Genomic DNA, 14,816 nt, shown 5'->3' with positions numbered 1-14,816 from the left:
GGGCCTATGGATGACTCAGACTACTTACGCCTGCTGACCATTGCGGCCGAGCAAGCCAACGCGTTCCTGTCCAATGCCCGCAAATGGGAGCGTGAGCGTTGGGTTTGCCAGCGCCTGCTGCAAGGCCTGAACATTCCCTACCGCGCCGACGAATTCGCCCCCGCCGGGGAGCCGCCAGACGTGCTGTTTCGCGACGCCAGTTTCGAGGTGTTCTTCGTACTCGACGAAGGCCGACGCCTCAATGACGAATGGCGCGATGAACTGCAGCGCCGACGCAGCGCATTTTCCTTGAGCTCCCTGGTGCGCCGCGAAGCAAAACCCAAACGCATTCCGGCCAATGAATTCTTGATGAGACTGGCGCCGACCCTGCGTAAAAAAGCGCACAACTACAAAGAGCGCGGCATGGACCTGGGGGAACTGGACATCATTGCCTTTGCCAGCCTCAAGCGTGAAGTCCTCGACCTCAACAGCCACTTTCCACCGCCCACCGAATACCTGCGCCAAGGCTGGCGCTCGTTGTCGCTGGTCGGGCCGACCTTCGCCCGCGTGCTGTTCGCGCATCCGGACGCCCCGGACTTCCTGCGCAGCAACCTGGGACGCAGCATTGTGTTCGACGTTGGAATCAGTCTGTGAGCCCGTTGCAGGAATTGCTCGCTGAAGTCCCGCAAACCGGCCACGTTCGCTGGATTGGCGTGCGACCGGAACCGCACGTGCCGATGATCGAACTCGATGCCGTGGAAGCGCGCCTCGAGGCAGGCCTGACCGGCGATCGCGCCCGCCCCGGCGTGCGTAATGCCCGGCAGGTAACGCTCATTCAGTGGGAACACCTGGCGGTGATCAGTTCACTCATGGGGCGTTCGGTCGATAACCCGGTGTTACCACAGGATTTGCGACGCAATCTGGTCATCAGCGGGATCAATCTGTTCAGCCTCAAGGGTCGACGCTTCCGGATTGGCCAGGCGATTTTCGAAACCACCGGTTGGTGCCAGCCCTGTGCACGCCTGCAGAACAACCTCGGCCCCGGGACGTTTCAGGCCGTTCGTGGACATGGCGGAATCACAGCTCGAGTGTTACAAAGTGGAATCATTCGCCTAAACGACACCGTGAGCGTCGAGCCCATTCCGGACAGCGGCTATGCTCCGTTCAACGTGCGTTAAATCAGCCTGTAGCTTCTATACATTCAGCAACGTCTACCTGATGAGGCCTTTATGACCAGCCGCCTGAACCCGGACGACCAGAAGCATGTCGAAGAGTACCTGCACCTGTCCCAACACCAAGTCGAGCGCCGGCCCTTCCGGCCGTGGATGCTCCTTGTGCTGGTGCTGGCAGTGACCATTGGTTTGGGCTTGTTGAGCCGTTTCATCAGTTACCTGACGCTATGAGCCGCCTCGCGCTCGCTCGGGTAATTGCACCGATTTCTTTTAGCCTTGCGAGATATCCCCATGACTCATCGTATTGTCATCGTTGGCGGCGGCGCCGGCGGCCTGGAGTTGGCTACCCGTCTGGGTAAGACTCTGGGCAAGCGCGGCACAGCCAGCGTGATGCTGGTCGACGCGAACCTGACTCACATTTGGAAACCCCTGTTGCACGAAGTGGCCGCTGGATCGCTGAACTCTTCCGAAGATGAACTCAACTATGTCGCCCAGGCGAAATGGAACCACTTCGAGTTCCAGCTGGGGCGCATGAGCGGGCTCGATCGCACCCAGAAGAAGATCCAGCTGGCCGCGACCTATGACGAAGCGGGCGTAGAACTGGTGCCTGCCCGTGAACTGGGTTATGACTCGCTGGTGATTGCCGTTGGCAGTACCACCAACGATTTCGGCACACAGGGTGCGGCGCAGCATTGCCTGTTCCTCGACACCCGCAAACAGGCCGAGCGCTTTCACCAGCAACTCCTGAATCATTATCTGCGCGCCCACGCAGGACAAACCGACAAGGTCGAGCAAATCAGCGTCGCCATCGTCGGCGCAGGTGCGACGGGTGTCGAATTGGCCGCCGAGCTGCACAACGCCGCCCATGAACTGGCAGCGTACGGACTGGACCGGATCAAACCAGAGAATATGCACATCACCCTGATTGAAGCCGGACCACGGGTGTTGCCAGCATTGCCGGAGCGAATTGGCGGGCCTGTGCATAAAACCCTGGAGAAACTTGGGGTCAACGTCATGACCAATGCTGCTGTCAGTGAAGTGACGGCTGACAGCCTGATTACGGCGGATGGCAAAGTGATCAATGCCAGCCTGAAAGTCTGGGCCGCAGGGATCCGCGCACCGGGTTTCCTCAAGGACATCGATGGTCTGGAAACCAACCGCATCAACCAGCTTCAGGTGCTGCCGACCCTGCAAACGACTCGCGATGAAAACATCTTCGCCTTCGGTGACTGCGCGGCCTGCCCGCAACCGGGCACAGATCGCAACGTGCCGCCACGGGCGCAAGCCGCGCACCAGCAGGCGTCATTGCTGGCCAAATCGTTGAAGCTGCGCATCGAAGGCAAAGCGTTGCCCGAGTACAAATACACCGACTACGGCTCGCTCATCTCGCTGTCGCGTTTTTCGGCTGTGGGTAACTTGATGGGCAACCTGACCGGTAGCGTCATGCTTGAGGGCTGGCTGGCTCGGATGTTTTATGTGTCGCTGTATCGCATGCACCAGATGGCGCTGTATGGCGCGTTTCGCACGGCGATGTTGATGCTGGGCAGCAAGATCGGGCGCGGGACTGAGCCGCGTTTGAAACTGCATTAAATTTCGGCGCCCGTCAGGGCCTCATCGCGGGCAAGCCCGCTCCCACAGGTTAGGTGTTGATCTTGGAATCCGGGTCCAGCACTAAACCTGTGGGAGCGTGGCTTGGTCTGGGCGGCATTCCGACGATGCGGTCGCCTCGGTTTAACCTGCGCAAACTGTGTCCCACTGTATCCCCTCCCCGATTCAGCCCCTTCGCTTACAAACCTCCCCCTGGCGCGACACAGTAGCGATACACCCATCCCGCTAAATGGCCACACCCGATCAAGGCAACCCGCCTGCTCTGGCTACCAGACCCTTTATCGAGCGGTTGTGTCGTGCAACCCAGGAGAATTCAAATGTCCCGCATCCCTACTCTCGGCAAGAACACTTTTGGTCTGCTCGGCGCTGTACTGGCCGGCGGCATGATGTTGTCCGGCTCCGTATTTGCCTCCCAGCCTTTGACTCAGGGCTATTTGCTGGCGTCGGCCGAACAGGTCGTGAAGACCCCTGAAGGAAAATGTGGTGAAGGCAAGTGTGGCGACGAGTCGATGGCCCGGACCGATACCGACGGTGACGGCAAAGTATCCCGCGCAGAATTTTTGAAGGTGGCGCCCAAAGCGGACTTCGACAAGATCGATACCAATCATGACGGGCAGATCGATGAGCAGGAGGCATTTGATAACGTGAAGGCTAATTACGAAGCCAATGGCAAAAAAATGCCAAAAGGCTTGTTCGAACACCTGAAGGACAACAGCTAAGCCCTGAACGTCGCACCCACGCCTCGCTTCTCAACAAGAGACGCGGGGCTTTTTATGTGCATTTCCAGCAGGCAAAAAAAATCCCCGTATCTTTCGATACGAGGATTTTTAATATGGTCGGGGTAAGGGGATTCGAACTCCTGACATCCTGCTCCCAAAGCAGGCGCGCTACCGGACTGCGCTATACCCCGGTAAAAAAAAGGCGACCTTATCAGTCGCCTTCTTCGATCAGTGCTTTTGGCCTCTGATCTTAAGATCTGATTCCAGCGTTAACTGGTTTCAAAAATGGTGGGTCGTGTGGGATTCGAACCTACGACCAATTGGTTAAAAGCCAACTGCTCTACCAACTGAGCTAACGACCCAAAAATGGTCGGGGTAAGGGGATTCGAACTCCTGACATCCTGCTCCCAAAGCAGGCGCGCTACCGGACTGCGCTATACCCCGGTTTGAAATTGGCTCCGTGACCAGGACTCGAACCTGGGACCCAATGATTAACAGTCATTTGCTCTACCGACTGAGCTATCACGGAACTACATATTTCAATTTACAACATTGAAGCTTTACAGCGTTCTCTTCGACCCGTTCGCATCGCTGCGTTCGTGTGTCTGAGGCGCGCTATTCTACAATCTTAAGCACCTCTGTCAACCCCCTAAATTGCTTTCAAGTTAATGATTTGCAACTTATTTCAGATTTCTGCTTGGGGAGCAGAAACCCTTGCGGGTGACTTACTGCGGGGCGCACTTTACAAGCCTTTTCCTTTGAGTTCAACAGCCTAACGAAAAAAAGGCCTCGCAATGCGAGGCCTCTTCTATTTTGCTGCCGCTTTGGATCAGACGAAGACGATTTCGTCGTTCTCCACGACACCCTGAGCGGTATCGCCAGGCATGAACCGACCCGAAAGGATCAGCTGTGCCAACGGGTTCTCGATCCAGCGCTGGATCGCTCGTTTGAGCGGCCGTGCGCCATATACCGGGTCGTAACCCACCGCGATCAGCTTGTCCATGGCCTCAGGACTGAGATCAAGCTTCAGTTCCCGTTCAGTCAGACGACTGCGCAGGCGACTCAACTGAATCTCAGTGATGCCGGCGATCTGATCGCGAGCCAGAGGCTCGAAGATCACCACTTCATCGACCCGGTTGATGAACTCCGGACGGAAGTGTGTGGAAATCGCGTCCATCACCGCAGCGCGCTGAGCCTCACGGTCACCGACCAATTCCTGAATCTGTACCGATCCCAGGTTAGAGGTCATGACAATCACGGTGTTCTTGAAGTCCACCGTGCGGCCATGACTGTCGGTCAAGCGGCCATCTTCCAGCACTTGCAGCAAGATGTTGAACACATCGGGATGGGCCTTCTCGACCTCGTCCAGCAAGATCACCGAGTAAGGCTTGCGACGCACTGCCTCAGTCAGGTAACCGCCTTCTTCATACCCTACGTACCCTGGTGGCGCACCAATCAGTCGAGCCACGGAATGTTTTTCCATGAACTCGGACATATCGATCCGCACCATCGCCTCTTCCGTGTCAAAGAGGAACTCGGCCAAAGCCTTACACAGCTCGGTTTTACCCACACCGGTCGGGCCGAGGAACATGAACGAGCCACTCGGACGATTCGGATCGGACAACCCGGCCCGCGAACGCCGCACCGCGTTGGAAACGGCAATCACCGCTTCGTCCTGGCCGATCACACGCTGGTGCAACAGGCTTTCCATCTTCATCAGCTTGTCGCGCTCGCCTTCGAGCATTTTCGATACTGGAATACCGGTCCACTTGGAGACGACTTCGGCGATCTCTTCTTCAGTGACCTTGCTACGCAGCAACTGGTTTTCGCTCTTGCCGTGCTGGTCGACCATCTGCAGGCTGCGCTCCAGATCCGGGATAACCCCATACTGCAACTCTGCCATACGGTTGAGGTCGCCTTTGCGGCGGGCCGTTTCCAGCTCCTGTCGCGACTGCTCGATTTTCTGCTGGATCTGCGCAGAACCCTGGACTTCAGCTTTCTCCGCGTTCCAGATTTCTTCCAGGTCCGAGTATTCGCGCTCCAGGCGGGCGATTTCTTCCTGGAGTTTTTCCAGGCGTTTTATCGCCGGCTCGTCACTTTCTTTCTTCAGCGCCTGGGATTCCACCTTCAGCTGAATCAAGCGACGCTCCAGACGGTCCAGCACTTCCGGCTTGGAATCGATCTCCATGCGGATGCGGCTGGCAGCTTCATCGATCAGGTCGATGGCTTTGTCCGGCAGCTGACGGTCAGTGATATAGCGATGACTGAGCTTGGCCGCAGCAATGATCGCACCATCGGTGATCGCCACCTTGTGGTGAACCTCGTAACGCTCTTTCAAGCCACGCAGGATGGCAATGGTGTCTTCTTCGCTCGGTTCGTCTACCAGGACTTTCTGGAAGCGCCGTTCGAGGGCCGCGTCCTTCTCTATATATTGGCGGTACTCGTTGAGCGTGGTAGCACCCACGCAGTGCAACTCACCCCGAGCCAATGCCGGCTTGAGCATGTTGCCCGCGTCCATCGAGCCTTCGCCTTTACCGGCGCCAACCATGGTGTGCAGTTCGTCGATGAACAGGATGATCTGCCCTTCCTGCTTCGACAGTTCATTGAGCAGGGATTTCAGACGTTCCTCGAACTCACCGCGATATTTGGCGCCGGCAATCAGCGCCCCCATGTCCAGGGACAACAGGCGTTTGCCTTTCAAGCCATCCGGCACTTCGCCATTGATGATCCGTTGCGCCAGACCTTCAGCGATGGCTGTTTTACCAACGCCAGGCTCACCGATCAGTACCGGGTTATTTTTCGTACGACGCTGCAGCACCTGAATCGTGCGGCGAATTTCGTCGTCACGGCCGATAACCGGGTCAAGCTTGCCGTCTTCGGCACGCTTGGTCAGGTCGACGGTGTATTTATCCAGCGCCTGACGCGACTCTTCGTGGTTGGCGTCGTTGACGGCCTCACCACCGCGCAAGTTGTTAATGGCATTTTCCAGGGCTTTTTTGCTGACACCCTGGCCAAGCAACAATTTGCCGAGCTTGCTGTTCTCATCCATCGCCGCCAGCAATACCAACTCGCTGGAGATGAACTGGTCACCCTTCTGCTGTGCCAGACGATCGGCCTGGTTGAGCAGGCGCGCCAGATCCTGCGACATGTTGACGTCGCCGGTCGGGTTCTGGATTTTTGGCAGCTGGTCGAGCTCTTTCGTCAGCTCTTTGCGCAGGCTGTTGACGTCGAAGCCTACCTGCATCAGCAGAGGCTTGATCGAACCACCCTGCTGTTCGAGCATGGCTTGCATCAAGTGCGCCGGTTCAATGCCCGGATGGTCAAGGCCAACCGCCAGCGATTGGGCGTCGGATAGTGCTAACTGTAATTTGCTTGTTAAACGGTCGATACGCATAAGTCACCTTCCTTTTGAGCAGGCCGGACCTATAAAACATCCTGAATGAAGAAACCTGCCAGATACCGTTATAGATGCGGTCGATTCTGGGAGTTTCAAGCGTTGATCAGTTGATGCAGGTCAGGGAAGTCTAGCGTTCAAGCCAGATAAGGGAGGCAAACCGGCCGGTACGGGATGAACGGCGGTAAGAAAAGAAGCGTGGATCGGTGACCGTGCAGAAATCACCACCATAGACAGCGGTTACTCCGCGAGCCGCCAGACGCAGGCGTGCCAGCTCATAGATGTCGGCCATGTACTTGCCGACGTTTTGGCTGGCGACAAAGGCTTTCTCGGTTTCGGGTAACTGCTGGATGAAGGTTTCACGGACTTCGGGGCCGACTTCAAAGGCCTGTGGGCCAATGGCCGGACCGAACCAGACCAGCACTTCTGCTGATGGCAACGCCAGGGTATCGAGTGTTGCTTCGAGCACACCCGCCGCCAACCCGCGCCAACCGGCATGAGCTGCCGCGACGCGAGTGCCGGCACGATCACAGAACAGCACAGGCAGGCAGTCCGCCGTCATCGCCGCGCAGGCGATACCCGCGGTTGCCGTCCAGCTCGCGTCGGCCGTGGCTACCACGCCCGGATCAGCATGAGCCACGGCAATGCCATGAACTTGCTGCAACCAGGCAGGTTGAATAGAGAAACAATCGGTTAGGCGCCGGCGATTTTCGGCAACAGCTTCAGGGCTGTCATCGACATGATCACCGAGGTTGAGGCTGTCGAACGGCGCCAGACTGACGCCGCCCGAACGGGTGGTAACACAGGCTTTTACCCCGGCAGGCGCAGGCCAGTCGGGAATCAGCCAGTCACTCATCCGATGAACGCCTCGCGGTCTTGCTTGAGCAGCGTCAGCAACCAGACGAAATCGTCCGGCAATGGCGATTCCCAGCTCATGCGCTTACCGGTCGTCGGGTGATCCAGTTCCAGGAATCGCGCGTGCAATGCCTGGCGCGGGAACGCCTTCAAAGATTCGACCATGGTTACACTGGCTGCCGGCGGAATGCGGAAACGACCGCCGTAGGCAGGATCTCCGACCAACGGGTAGTTGATGTGAGCCATGTGCACACGAATCTGGTGCGTACGACCGGTTTCCAGCTTTACCCGCACGTGAGTATGGGAGCGGAAACGCTCAAGCACGCGGTAGTGGCTGACGGCTTGCTTGCCACCTTCCATCACGGCCATGCGCTGGCGCTGCTGGCCGTGACGACCGATCGGGGCGTTGATCTTGCCGCCAGCGGTCACCACACCAATCACGATGCACTCGTAGATCCGGCTTACGCTGCGGCTCTGCAACTGAGTGACAAGTTGTGTCTGCGCTTGAATGGTCTTGGCCACCACCATCAGACCGGTGGTGTCCTTGTCCAGGCGATGCACGATACCGGCGCGGGGCACATTGATAATGTCCGGCACATGGTGCAGCAAGGCGTTGAGCAAGGTGCCATCGGCATGACCGGCAGCCGGATGCACCACCAGGCCCGCAGGCTTGTTGATCACCAGGATGTCGTCGTCTTCATAGACGATGTCCAGTTCGATGTCTTGAGCGATCCATTCGCCCTGAGCTTCCTGCTCGGCAGTCAACTCAAGAATGGCGCCACCGTGAACGATGTCTCGCGGGCGTATTACCGCCCCATCCACAGTCAGGCGGCCGTCTTTGATCCAGGCGGAAAGGCGCGAGCGCGAGTGCTCAGCGAATAATTGTGCGGCGACTTGATCGAGGCGTTGGCCGCCCAATTCGGACGGCACCTCTGCGCGAAGTTCAATTTTATCGGACATGCTCAGACTAGGCGTCGGCACAGCCTTTGGTTTCGGCTGCGCGCTTGTGGTTAAATACGGCGTCTTTTGCCCCGAGGCTTTTCAACGGGGCGCTCATCATAACAGGACGGCCTCGCCCAAGACAGCGGCCGTCATAGGGACGCAAGCCGCCATGCAAGTGAAACACCTGCTGCTGATCGCCATCCTCGCATTGACCGCTGCTTGCTCATCGAAGGAAGTCGTAGACGAAAACCTGAGCGAGGTCGAGCTGTACCAGCAGGCTCAGCACGATCTGGATAACGATAACTACACCGCGGCCACAGCCAAGCTGAAGGCCCTGGAATCGCGCTATCCGTTCGGTCGCTACGCCGATCAGGCTCAACTCGAGCTCATCTACGCCAACTACAAAAACACCGAGCCTGAGGCTGCGAAATCGGCTGCCGAGCGTTTCATTCGCCTGCACCCACAGCATCCGAACGTGGATTACGCTTATTACCTGAAGGGTCTGACGTCTTTCGACCAGGACGTCGGTCTGCTGTCGCGTTTCCTGCCGCTGGACATGACCAAGCGTGACCCGGGCGCTGCTCGCGACTCCTATAACGAGTTCGCCCAGCTGACCAGCCGCTTCCCGAACAGCCGTTACTCGCCTGACGCCAAGCAGCGCATGATTTACCTGCGCAACCTGTTGGCGGCCTATGAGATCCACGTCGCCGACTATTACCTGACTCGTCAGGCCTACGTTGCCGCTGCGAACCGTGGCCGTTATGTAGTGGAAAACTTCCAGGAAACCCCATCGGTTGGCGACGGTCTGGCGGTGATGGTCGAGGCCTACCAGCGTCTGCACCTGGACGAACTGGCCAGCACCAGTCTCGAAACCCTGAAGCTCAACTACCCGAACCATCCAAGCCTGGAAGACGGTCAGTTCAAGCCTTCGGTTGCCGAAGCCGACAACCGTTCGTGGTTGAGCAAGGCCACATTGGGCCTGATCGAATCCCGTCCGCCACTGCCGCCGGGTGAAACTCGCGCCAATCAGGACGTGCAGAAGCAATTCCAGGATGCCAAGGACGCGATCCCTAACGATCTCAAGCCGCGCGATGAAAACGGCGACGTGATCGAAGAAGAGGAACAAGAGTCCGAAGGCAATAATGACGACCGTTCCTGGTTCAGCTACATGACGTTTGGCGTGTTCGACTAACGCTTCAACGTTGCGCGAAAAGGGAGACTCTAGAGTCTCCCTTTTTATTGCCTGATGATTACGGCGAGTTAATCCGCTGTGCGCCTGCCCCGTCCTTGGCTAAACTGCCGAATCATCAATCAAATAGCAGCTGACCATGCTTCGTTTACTGTTCTGGATCGCCCTGATTGCCGCCGCCATATGGTTCTGGCGCAAGTTCAAGGGACAGGCTTCCGCGCCAAAGTCATCTGCCGAGCTGGAAGCGGCCCCCATGGTTCGCTGCGCTCACTGCGGCGTGCACCTGCCCCGTGACCGAGCGCTGAACCTTCAGCAGCAGTGGTATTGCAGCCAGGCTCACCTTGAGCAAGGCCCGGGCACCAGTGATCGCTGAGACGTCCAGTCCCGGCAACAAACAAGCCCAGCGACTGCTGCGCCTCTATCATCTCTACCGTTTAAGCGTTGGCATCATTCTGGTGCTGCTGATCTCCAGCAACATGGACGGTCAGTTGCTTTCACGTGCCAATGGCGACCTGCTGAGCAACGGCAGCTGGCTGTACCTGGTGCTGAATATTCTGTTGGTGGTGTTCCTCGAGAACACCCGCCGTCCAGCCCAGCTGTTCACCCTGGCGCTGGTCGACGTCGTGTTGCTGTGCGGGCTGTTCTATGCCGCCGGCGGCGTCGCCAGCACGATCGGTAATCTACTGATCGTCTCGGTCGCCATCAGCAACACCTTGTTGCGCCGACGCATCGGACTGTTGATCGCCGCCATCGGCGCGATTGGCATCGTAAGCTCGAGTTTCCTGCTGAGCTTCAGTCGCCCCGCCAGCCCTAACGATTATTTACAGGTCGGTACGGTCGGCGCCCTGTGCTTTGCAGTGGCATTGCTGGTGCAAGGCCTTATCCGACGTCTGGAAGTCAGTGAAAGCCTGGCCCATCAGCGGGCGAACGAAGTCGTCGGCCTTGAAGCCCTCAATGCGCTGATCCTGCAACGCATGCGGACCGGCATCCTCGTCCTTGACGACGTGCAGCGCATTCAACTGGCGAACATCAGCGCGCTGACCTTGCTAGGCCAGGAAACACTTGAAGGCCTTCTGATCGAAGACGTCTTCCCCCTCCTCGTCGAACGCCTGCAACTGTGGCAAAACAACCCGACGCTGCGCCCCCAAAGCCTGAAAGTCGTCAGTAACGGACTGGAGCTGCAACCGAGCTTCATTGCGCTGGATAACAGTCCAAGCCAGCAGACACTCATTTTTCTTGAAGACCTGGCCCAGATTGCCCAACAGGCTCAGCAGCTCAAACTCGTCGCCTTGGGTCGACTGACCGCCAGCATTTCCCACGAAATCCGTAATCCACTGGGCGCCATTAGTCATGCCGCCCAGCTATTACAGGAATCCGAGGAACTGAACAGCGCGGATCGGCGTCTGACCCAGATCATTCAAGACCATTCCCAGCGGATGAATCGGGTTATCGAAAACGTTCTACAACTGTCTCGGCGCCAGCAAACCTTACCGCAACGACTTGATTTGAAGCCGTGGCTGGAACAGTTCGTCAGTGACGTCCGCGAAAGCGCTACCGAGAAGCAGAAGATTCATCTGAACATCGGTCCGGGAGACTTCAAGACCCTGATGGACCCGAACCAACTGACCCAAATTCTCGACAATCTGTTACGCAACGCCTGGCGCCACAGCGCCCAGATCCATGATCAGGCACAGGTCTGGCTGGCATTGTTCGTAGACCCGCAAAGCCAGCTGCCAATGCTCGAAGTGCGGGACGACGGCTCTGGTGTGACTGCGCAATCCCAAGCCCATTTGTTCGAACCATTCTTTACCACCAGCAACCAAGGCACAGGTCTTGGGCTTTATCTGTCCCGTGAGTTGTGCGAAAGCAATCAAGCCCGCCTAGACTTCCAACCACGCCAAGGCGGCGGCTGCTTTCGCATCACCTTTGCTCACGGACGGAAACAAAGTTGAACATGAGCCCACTGCAAAAAATCCTGATCGTCGATGACGAACCCGACATACGCGAACTCCTCGAAATCACGCTCGGCCGAATGAAGCTCGATACGTTCAGCGCTCGCGACCTCGGCGAAGCCCAGGCGCTGTTGGCTCGGGAGAAGTTTGATTTGTGCCTGACCGACATGCGCCTGCCTGACGGTACCGGACTCGAACTGGTGCAGTTCATCCAGCAGCGCTACCCGCAAGTACCAGTGGCGATGATCACGGCCTACGGCAACCTGGAAACGGCGATCAACGCCCTCAAAGCTGGCGCGTTCGACTTTCTGACCAAACCGGTCGACCTGACCCGCTTGCGGGAGCTGGTGAGCAGCGCACTGCGCCTGCCTGTGCCCGGTGGCGCCAGCACGTCAATCGAACGTCGGCTGCTGGGTGATTCATTGCCCATGCGCAACCTGCGTAAACACATCGACAAACTGGCTCGCAGCCAGGCGCCGGTCTACATCAGCGGCGAATCAGGAAGTGGCAAGGAACTGGTCGCACGCCTGATCCATGAACAGGGCCCGCGTACCACTCAACCGTTTATCCCGGTGAACTGCGGCGCGATTCCATCGGAGTTGATGGAAAGCGAGTTTTTTGGGCACCGCAAAGGCAGCTTCAGCGGCGCCGTCGAGGACAAGCCAGGGCTGTTCCAGGCCGCTCATGGCGGCACTTTGTTCCTCGATGAAGTGGCTGACTTGCCTTTGGCGATGCAAGTCAAACTGCTGCGCGCCATTCAGGAAAAAGCCGTGCGCAGTGTCGGCGGTCAACAGGAAACCGTCGTTGATGTCCGCATTCTCTGCGCCACGCATAAAGACCTCGACGCTGAAGTCGCCGCTGAACGCTTTCGTCAGGATTTGTACTATCGGCTCAACGTGATCGAACTGCGGGTTCCATCCTTGCGAGAGCGTCGCGACGACATCGAACTGCTCGCCAGCCATGTACTCAAGCGTCTGGCAGCGGACAGCGGCGAACCCGTCACAAAACTTCACCCCCAAGCTCTGGATGCGCTGAAAAGCTATCGTTTCCCAGGCAACGTACGGGAGTTGGAAAACGTCCTTGAGCGCGCTCATACGTTGTGTGAGAACAAGCAGATTGAGGCGAGCGACCTGCGGCTGGTTGATGGCAACTGCAACGCAGAGGGAGATGTGCCAGACCTGACACAGATCGACAACCTGGAAGATTATCTGGAAAACGTTGAACGAAAACTGATTCTCCAGGCTCTGGAGGAAACCCGCTGGAACCGCACCGCAGCGGCTCAGCGGTTGAATCTTTCATTCAGGTCGATGCGTTATCGGCTCAAGAAACTGGGATTGGATTAACGCCAAAAAAGATCGCAGCCTTCGGCAGCGCCTACTGGAGAGTGCATTCCTCTGTTGGAGCTGCCGCAGGCTGCGATCTTTTGCTTTTCTGTCAAATCCGGCCTGTCGGCGCATAAGGCGCAGGATCAATAATCGGCTCACGCCCAAGCATCACATCCGCAAACAACTGGCACGACGCAGGCGCCAACACCAACCCGTTTCGATAATGCCCGCAATTGAGCCAGAGCCCTTCAAATCCAGGCACCGGGCCGATATAGGGAATCCCCTCCGGCGACCCCGGACGCAACCCGGCCCAATGCCCTACCACCTCGGCATCCGCCAACGCCGGAATCAATTCCACCGCCGAAGCCTTCAGGCTCTCCAGAGCCACTTCGGTCGGCGTCTTGTCGTAGCCTTCGTGTTCGAGCGTACTGCCAATCAAGATGTGCCCGTCGCGCCGTGGAATTGCATAGCGCCCTTTGGCCAGCACCATGCTCGGCAGGAAATCCGCTGCGCACTTGTAAAGAATCATCTGCCCTTTCACCGGTTCAACCGGCAAATCCAGACCCAGGCTTTTAAGCAAGTCCCCACTCCACGCACCTGCGGTCAGCACAACCTGGTCGGCACGAATGGCACCCGTGGACGTTTGCACACCCACCACTTGATCACCTTCGCGGATAAACCCGTCGACCTCGCACTGCTCGTGAATCGTGACGTTCGGCAGTGCCAGTAACGCCGCCTTCAGGGACTTCACCAGCCGCGGATTACGTACGTTGGCGACATCAGCCATGTAGATCGCTCGCGAAAAACCGGCACCCAGCACCGGCACCGCGTCATGAGCCGCGGAGATATCCACGGCCCGCAACGGACGGTTTTCCCGCAGCGCCCAGGCCAGCGCTTGCGCTTCATCGTCCAGATCCAGCCAATACAGCCCGGTGACATGCACTTCGGGATCGACGCCGGTCGCAGCATGCAATCGCTTACCCAGCTGTGGATAGAAATCCTGTGACCAGTGCGCCAGCGCGGTGACGGCCGGGCTGTATCGCCATGGATAGAGCGGCGACACAATCCCGCCGCCCGCCCAGGAGGACTCCTGGCCAACATTCGAGCGATCCAGCAGCACCACGCTTTGTACTTCGGACGCGAGATTGAACGCTGTCAGCAAGCCAATCACACCGCCGCCGACAATCACTACTTGCTGTTGCCTGGTCATGTTCTGATCCAACCGTTAGATAGACAGAGGGCGCAAGGAGCGCCCAAAACGTAATTCAGCGACCCCAGCAGTCCTTGGTGGTCAGTCCGGCTGTCGCGTTCACCATGCTCCTGATGCCGGTATTAGTGATGGTGAAGTCCCCGCACTTGTCACCCGCCATGGCAGTGCCAGCCTTGCGCACAGCCGTCAGCAGGAAGGTCTGATCGGTCAGCGTCGGGGTGATGGTGTAGAAGTCATTGCCGGCGCTCAGCCCGGTGGCACCGGTGTAGACACTGGTTTTCGAATTCGAGTAGAACCGCTCGAGTATCTGCGCCTGCTCCGAAAGCAACCCCGCCACTTCAGTTCGGCGCCCCTTTTTCACGTATTCGGTCAGGCTCGGGTAGCCAATGGTGATGACGATCCCGATGATCGCAATCACGATCATGATTTCGATCAGGGTAAAACCTCGGTTGGATCTGCGCATGCCTCAAC

The 14,816-nt window shown here is 57.9% G+C and carries 14 protein-coding genes and 4 tRNA genes; 9 read left to right on the top strand and 9 right to left on the bottom strand.

The annotated features are described in order from the left end of the window. Positions 1–6: 6 nt before the first annotated feature. The 5 genes from GBC55_RS12745 (at position 7) to GBC55_RS12725 (ending at position 3,478) form a co-directional block, all read left to right on the top strand. Positions 7–633 carry a DUF1780 domain-containing protein gene (locus GBC55_RS12745; RefSeq protein ID WP_162437805.1) on the top strand — a complete coding sequence of 209 codons (627 nt, stop codon included), beginning with the start codon at positions 7–9 and terminating at the stop codon, positions 631–633. Continuing rightward, positions 630–1,157 (top strand): MOSC domain-containing protein, encoded by a 528-nt coding sequence (locus tag GBC55_RS12740; protein WP_162437804.1) that lies wholly within the window; start codon positions 630–632, stop codon positions 1,155–1,157. The genes GBC55_RS12745 and GBC55_RS12740 overlap by 4 nt, the downstream gene beginning before the upstream one ends. Before the next feature lie 51 nt (positions 1,158–1,208). Continuing rightward, entirely contained in the window at positions 1,209–1,382 is a 174-nt protein-coding gene (locus GBC55_RS12735) for a DUF3094 domain-containing protein (protein ID WP_162437803.1), read from the top strand. Positions 1,383–1,442: 60 nt separating this feature from the next. After that, entirely contained in the window at positions 1,443–2,741 is a 1,299-nt protein-coding gene (locus GBC55_RS12730) for an NAD(P)/FAD-dependent oxidoreductase (protein ID WP_162437802.1), read from the top strand. A gap of 335 nt (positions 2,742–3,076) precedes the next feature. Continuing rightward, positions 3,077–3,478: an EF-hand domain-containing protein gene (locus GBC55_RS12725; protein WP_162437801.1), complete on the top strand. Its 402-nt coding sequence runs from the start codon at positions 3,077–3,079 to the stop codon at positions 3,476–3,478. A 114-nt stretch (positions 3,479–3,592) separates the two neighbouring features. On the opposite strand, the gene GBC55_RS12720 is transcribed toward GBC55_RS12725, so the two are convergent. The 7 genes from GBC55_RS12720 to rluD all read right to left on the bottom strand — a co-directional run bounded on the left by GBC55_RS12720 (position 3,593) and on the right by rluD (position 8,687). Then, positions 3,593–3,669, bottom strand: a tRNA-Pro gene (locus GBC55_RS12720). 95 nt (positions 3,670–3,764) lie between these two features. Further along, positions 3,765–3,840 (bottom strand) — tRNA-Lys (locus GBC55_RS12715). Positions 3,841–3,845: 5 nt separating this feature from the next. Further along, positions 3,846–3,922, bottom strand: a tRNA-Pro gene (locus GBC55_RS12710). Between the two features lie 9 nt (positions 3,923–3,931). Then, positions 3,932–4,007, bottom strand: a tRNA-Asn gene (locus GBC55_RS12705). A 300-nt stretch (positions 4,008–4,307) separates the two neighbouring features. Then, positions 4,308–6,872 (bottom strand): ATP-dependent chaperone ClpB, encoded by a 2,565-nt coding sequence (gene clpB / locus GBC55_RS12700; RefSeq protein WP_162437800.1) that lies wholly within the window; start codon positions 6,870–6,872, stop codon positions 4,308–4,310. Positions 6,873–7,002: 130 nt separating this feature from the next. Further along, positions 7,003–7,728 carry a peptidoglycan editing factor PgeF gene (gene pgeF, locus GBC55_RS12695; RefSeq protein WP_162437799.1) on the bottom strand — a complete coding sequence of 242 codons (726 nt, stop codon included), beginning with the start codon at positions 7,726–7,728 and terminating at the stop codon, positions 7,003–7,005. After that, complete coding sequence (gene rluD / locus GBC55_RS12690; protein ID WP_007942311.1) at positions 7,725–8,687, bottom strand: 23S rRNA pseudouridine(1911/1915/1917) synthase RluD; 963 nt, start codon at positions 8,685–8,687, stop codon at positions 7,725–7,727. Before rluD ends, pgeF begins: the two co-directional genes overlap by 4 nt. A gap of 151 nt (positions 8,688–8,838) precedes the next feature. On the opposite strand from rluD, the gene GBC55_RS12685 reads away from it, so the two are divergent. The 4 genes from GBC55_RS12685 (at position 8,839) to GBC55_RS12670 (ending at position 13,153) form a co-directional block, all read left to right on the top strand. After that, complete coding sequence (locus GBC55_RS12685; protein WP_162437798.1) at positions 8,839–9,861, top strand: outer membrane protein assembly factor BamD; 1,023 nt, start codon at positions 8,839–8,841, stop codon at positions 9,859–9,861. A 136-nt stretch (positions 9,862–9,997) separates the two neighbouring features. After that, the gene (locus GBC55_RS12680) at positions 9,998–10,231 is read left to right on the top strand and encodes a PP0621 family protein (RefSeq protein ID WP_162437797.1); all 234 of its coding nucleotides are present in this window, start codon (positions 9,998–10,000) and stop codon (positions 10,229–10,231) included. Then, a complete protein-coding gene (locus GBC55_RS12675) occupies positions 10,221–11,810 on the top strand; it encodes a HAMP domain-containing sensor histidine kinase (protein WP_162437796.1) in 1,590 nt (529 codons plus the stop codon). The genes GBC55_RS12680 and GBC55_RS12675 overlap by 11 nt, the downstream gene beginning before the upstream one ends. A gap of 2 nt (positions 11,811–11,812) precedes the next feature. Then, positions 11,813–13,153: a sigma-54 dependent transcriptional regulator gene (locus GBC55_RS12670; RefSeq protein ID WP_162437795.1), complete on the top strand. Its 1,341-nt coding sequence runs from the start codon at positions 11,813–11,815 to the stop codon at positions 13,151–13,153. A gap of 91 nt (positions 13,154–13,244) precedes the next feature. Here GBC55_RS12670 and thiO read toward each other — a convergent pair whose 3' ends face one another. Both thiO and GBC55_RS12660 read right to left on the bottom strand, forming a co-directional pair. After that, complete coding sequence (thiO, locus tag GBC55_RS12665; protein WP_162437794.1) at positions 13,245–14,345, bottom strand: glycine oxidase ThiO; 1,101 nt, start codon at positions 14,343–14,345, stop codon at positions 13,245–13,247. Between the two features lie 55 nt (positions 14,346–14,400). Further along, a complete protein-coding gene (locus GBC55_RS12660) occupies positions 14,401–14,808 on the bottom strand; it encodes a type IV pilin protein (RefSeq protein ID WP_162437793.1) in 408 nt (135 codons plus the stop codon). Positions 14,809–14,816: the final 8 nt, after the last annotated feature.

The organism is Pseudomonas sp. TNT3, assembly GCF_010095445.2.
In the GTDB taxonomy this organism is placed as follows: Bacteria; Pseudomonadota; Gammaproteobacteria; order Pseudomonadales; family Pseudomonadaceae; genus Aquipseudomonas.
The sequence above is the reverse complement of the archived record's forward strand: the minus strand, read 5'-3'. Positions and strand labels throughout refer to the sequence as shown.

Bases quoted from the DNA above. Each gene is read 5' to 3' on its own strand.
- GBC55_RS12670 (WP_162437795.1), top strand. From the start codon at position 11,813: ATGAGCCCACTGCAAAAAATCCTGATCGTCGATGACGAACCCGACATA.
- GBC55_RS12725 (WP_162437801.1), top strand. From the start codon at position 3,077: ATGTCCCGCATCCCTACTCTCGGCAAGAACACTTTTGGTCTGCTCGGC.
- thiO (WP_162437794.1), bottom strand. From the start codon at position 14,345: ATGACCAGGCAACAGCAAGTAGTGATTGTCGGCGGCGGTGTGATTGGC.
- rluD (WP_007942311.1), bottom strand. From the start codon at position 8,687: ATGTCCGATAAAATTGAACTTCGCGCAGAGGTGCCGTCCGAATTGGGC.
- GBC55_RS12660 (WP_162437793.1), bottom strand. From the start codon at position 14,808: ATGCGCAGATCCAACCGAGGTTTTACCCTGATCGAAATCATGATCGTG.
- GBC55_RS12730 (WP_162437802.1), top strand. From the start codon at position 1,443: ATGACTCATCGTATTGTCATCGTTGGCGGCGGCGCCGGCGGCCTGGAG.
- GBC55_RS12745 (WP_162437805.1), top strand. From the start codon at position 7: ATGGATGACTCAGACTACTTACGCCTGCTGACCATTGCGGCCGAGCAA.
- GBC55_RS12680 (WP_162437797.1), top strand. From the start codon at position 9,998: ATGCTTCGTTTACTGTTCTGGATCGCCCTGATTGCCGCCGCCATATGG.
- GBC55_RS12735 (WP_162437803.1), top strand. From the start codon at position 1,209: ATGACCAGCCGCCTGAACCCGGACGACCAGAAGCATGTCGAAGAGTAC.
- clpB (WP_162437800.1), bottom strand. From the start codon at position 6,872: ATGCGTATCGACCGTTTAACAAGCAAATTACAGTTAGCACTATCCGAC.
- GBC55_RS12685 (WP_162437798.1), top strand. From the start codon at position 8,839: ATGCAAGTGAAACACCTGCTGCTGATCGCCATCCTCGCATTGACCGCT.
- pgeF (WP_162437799.1), bottom strand. From the start codon at position 7,728: ATGAGTGACTGGCTGATTCCCGACTGGCCTGCGCCTGCCGGGGTAAAA.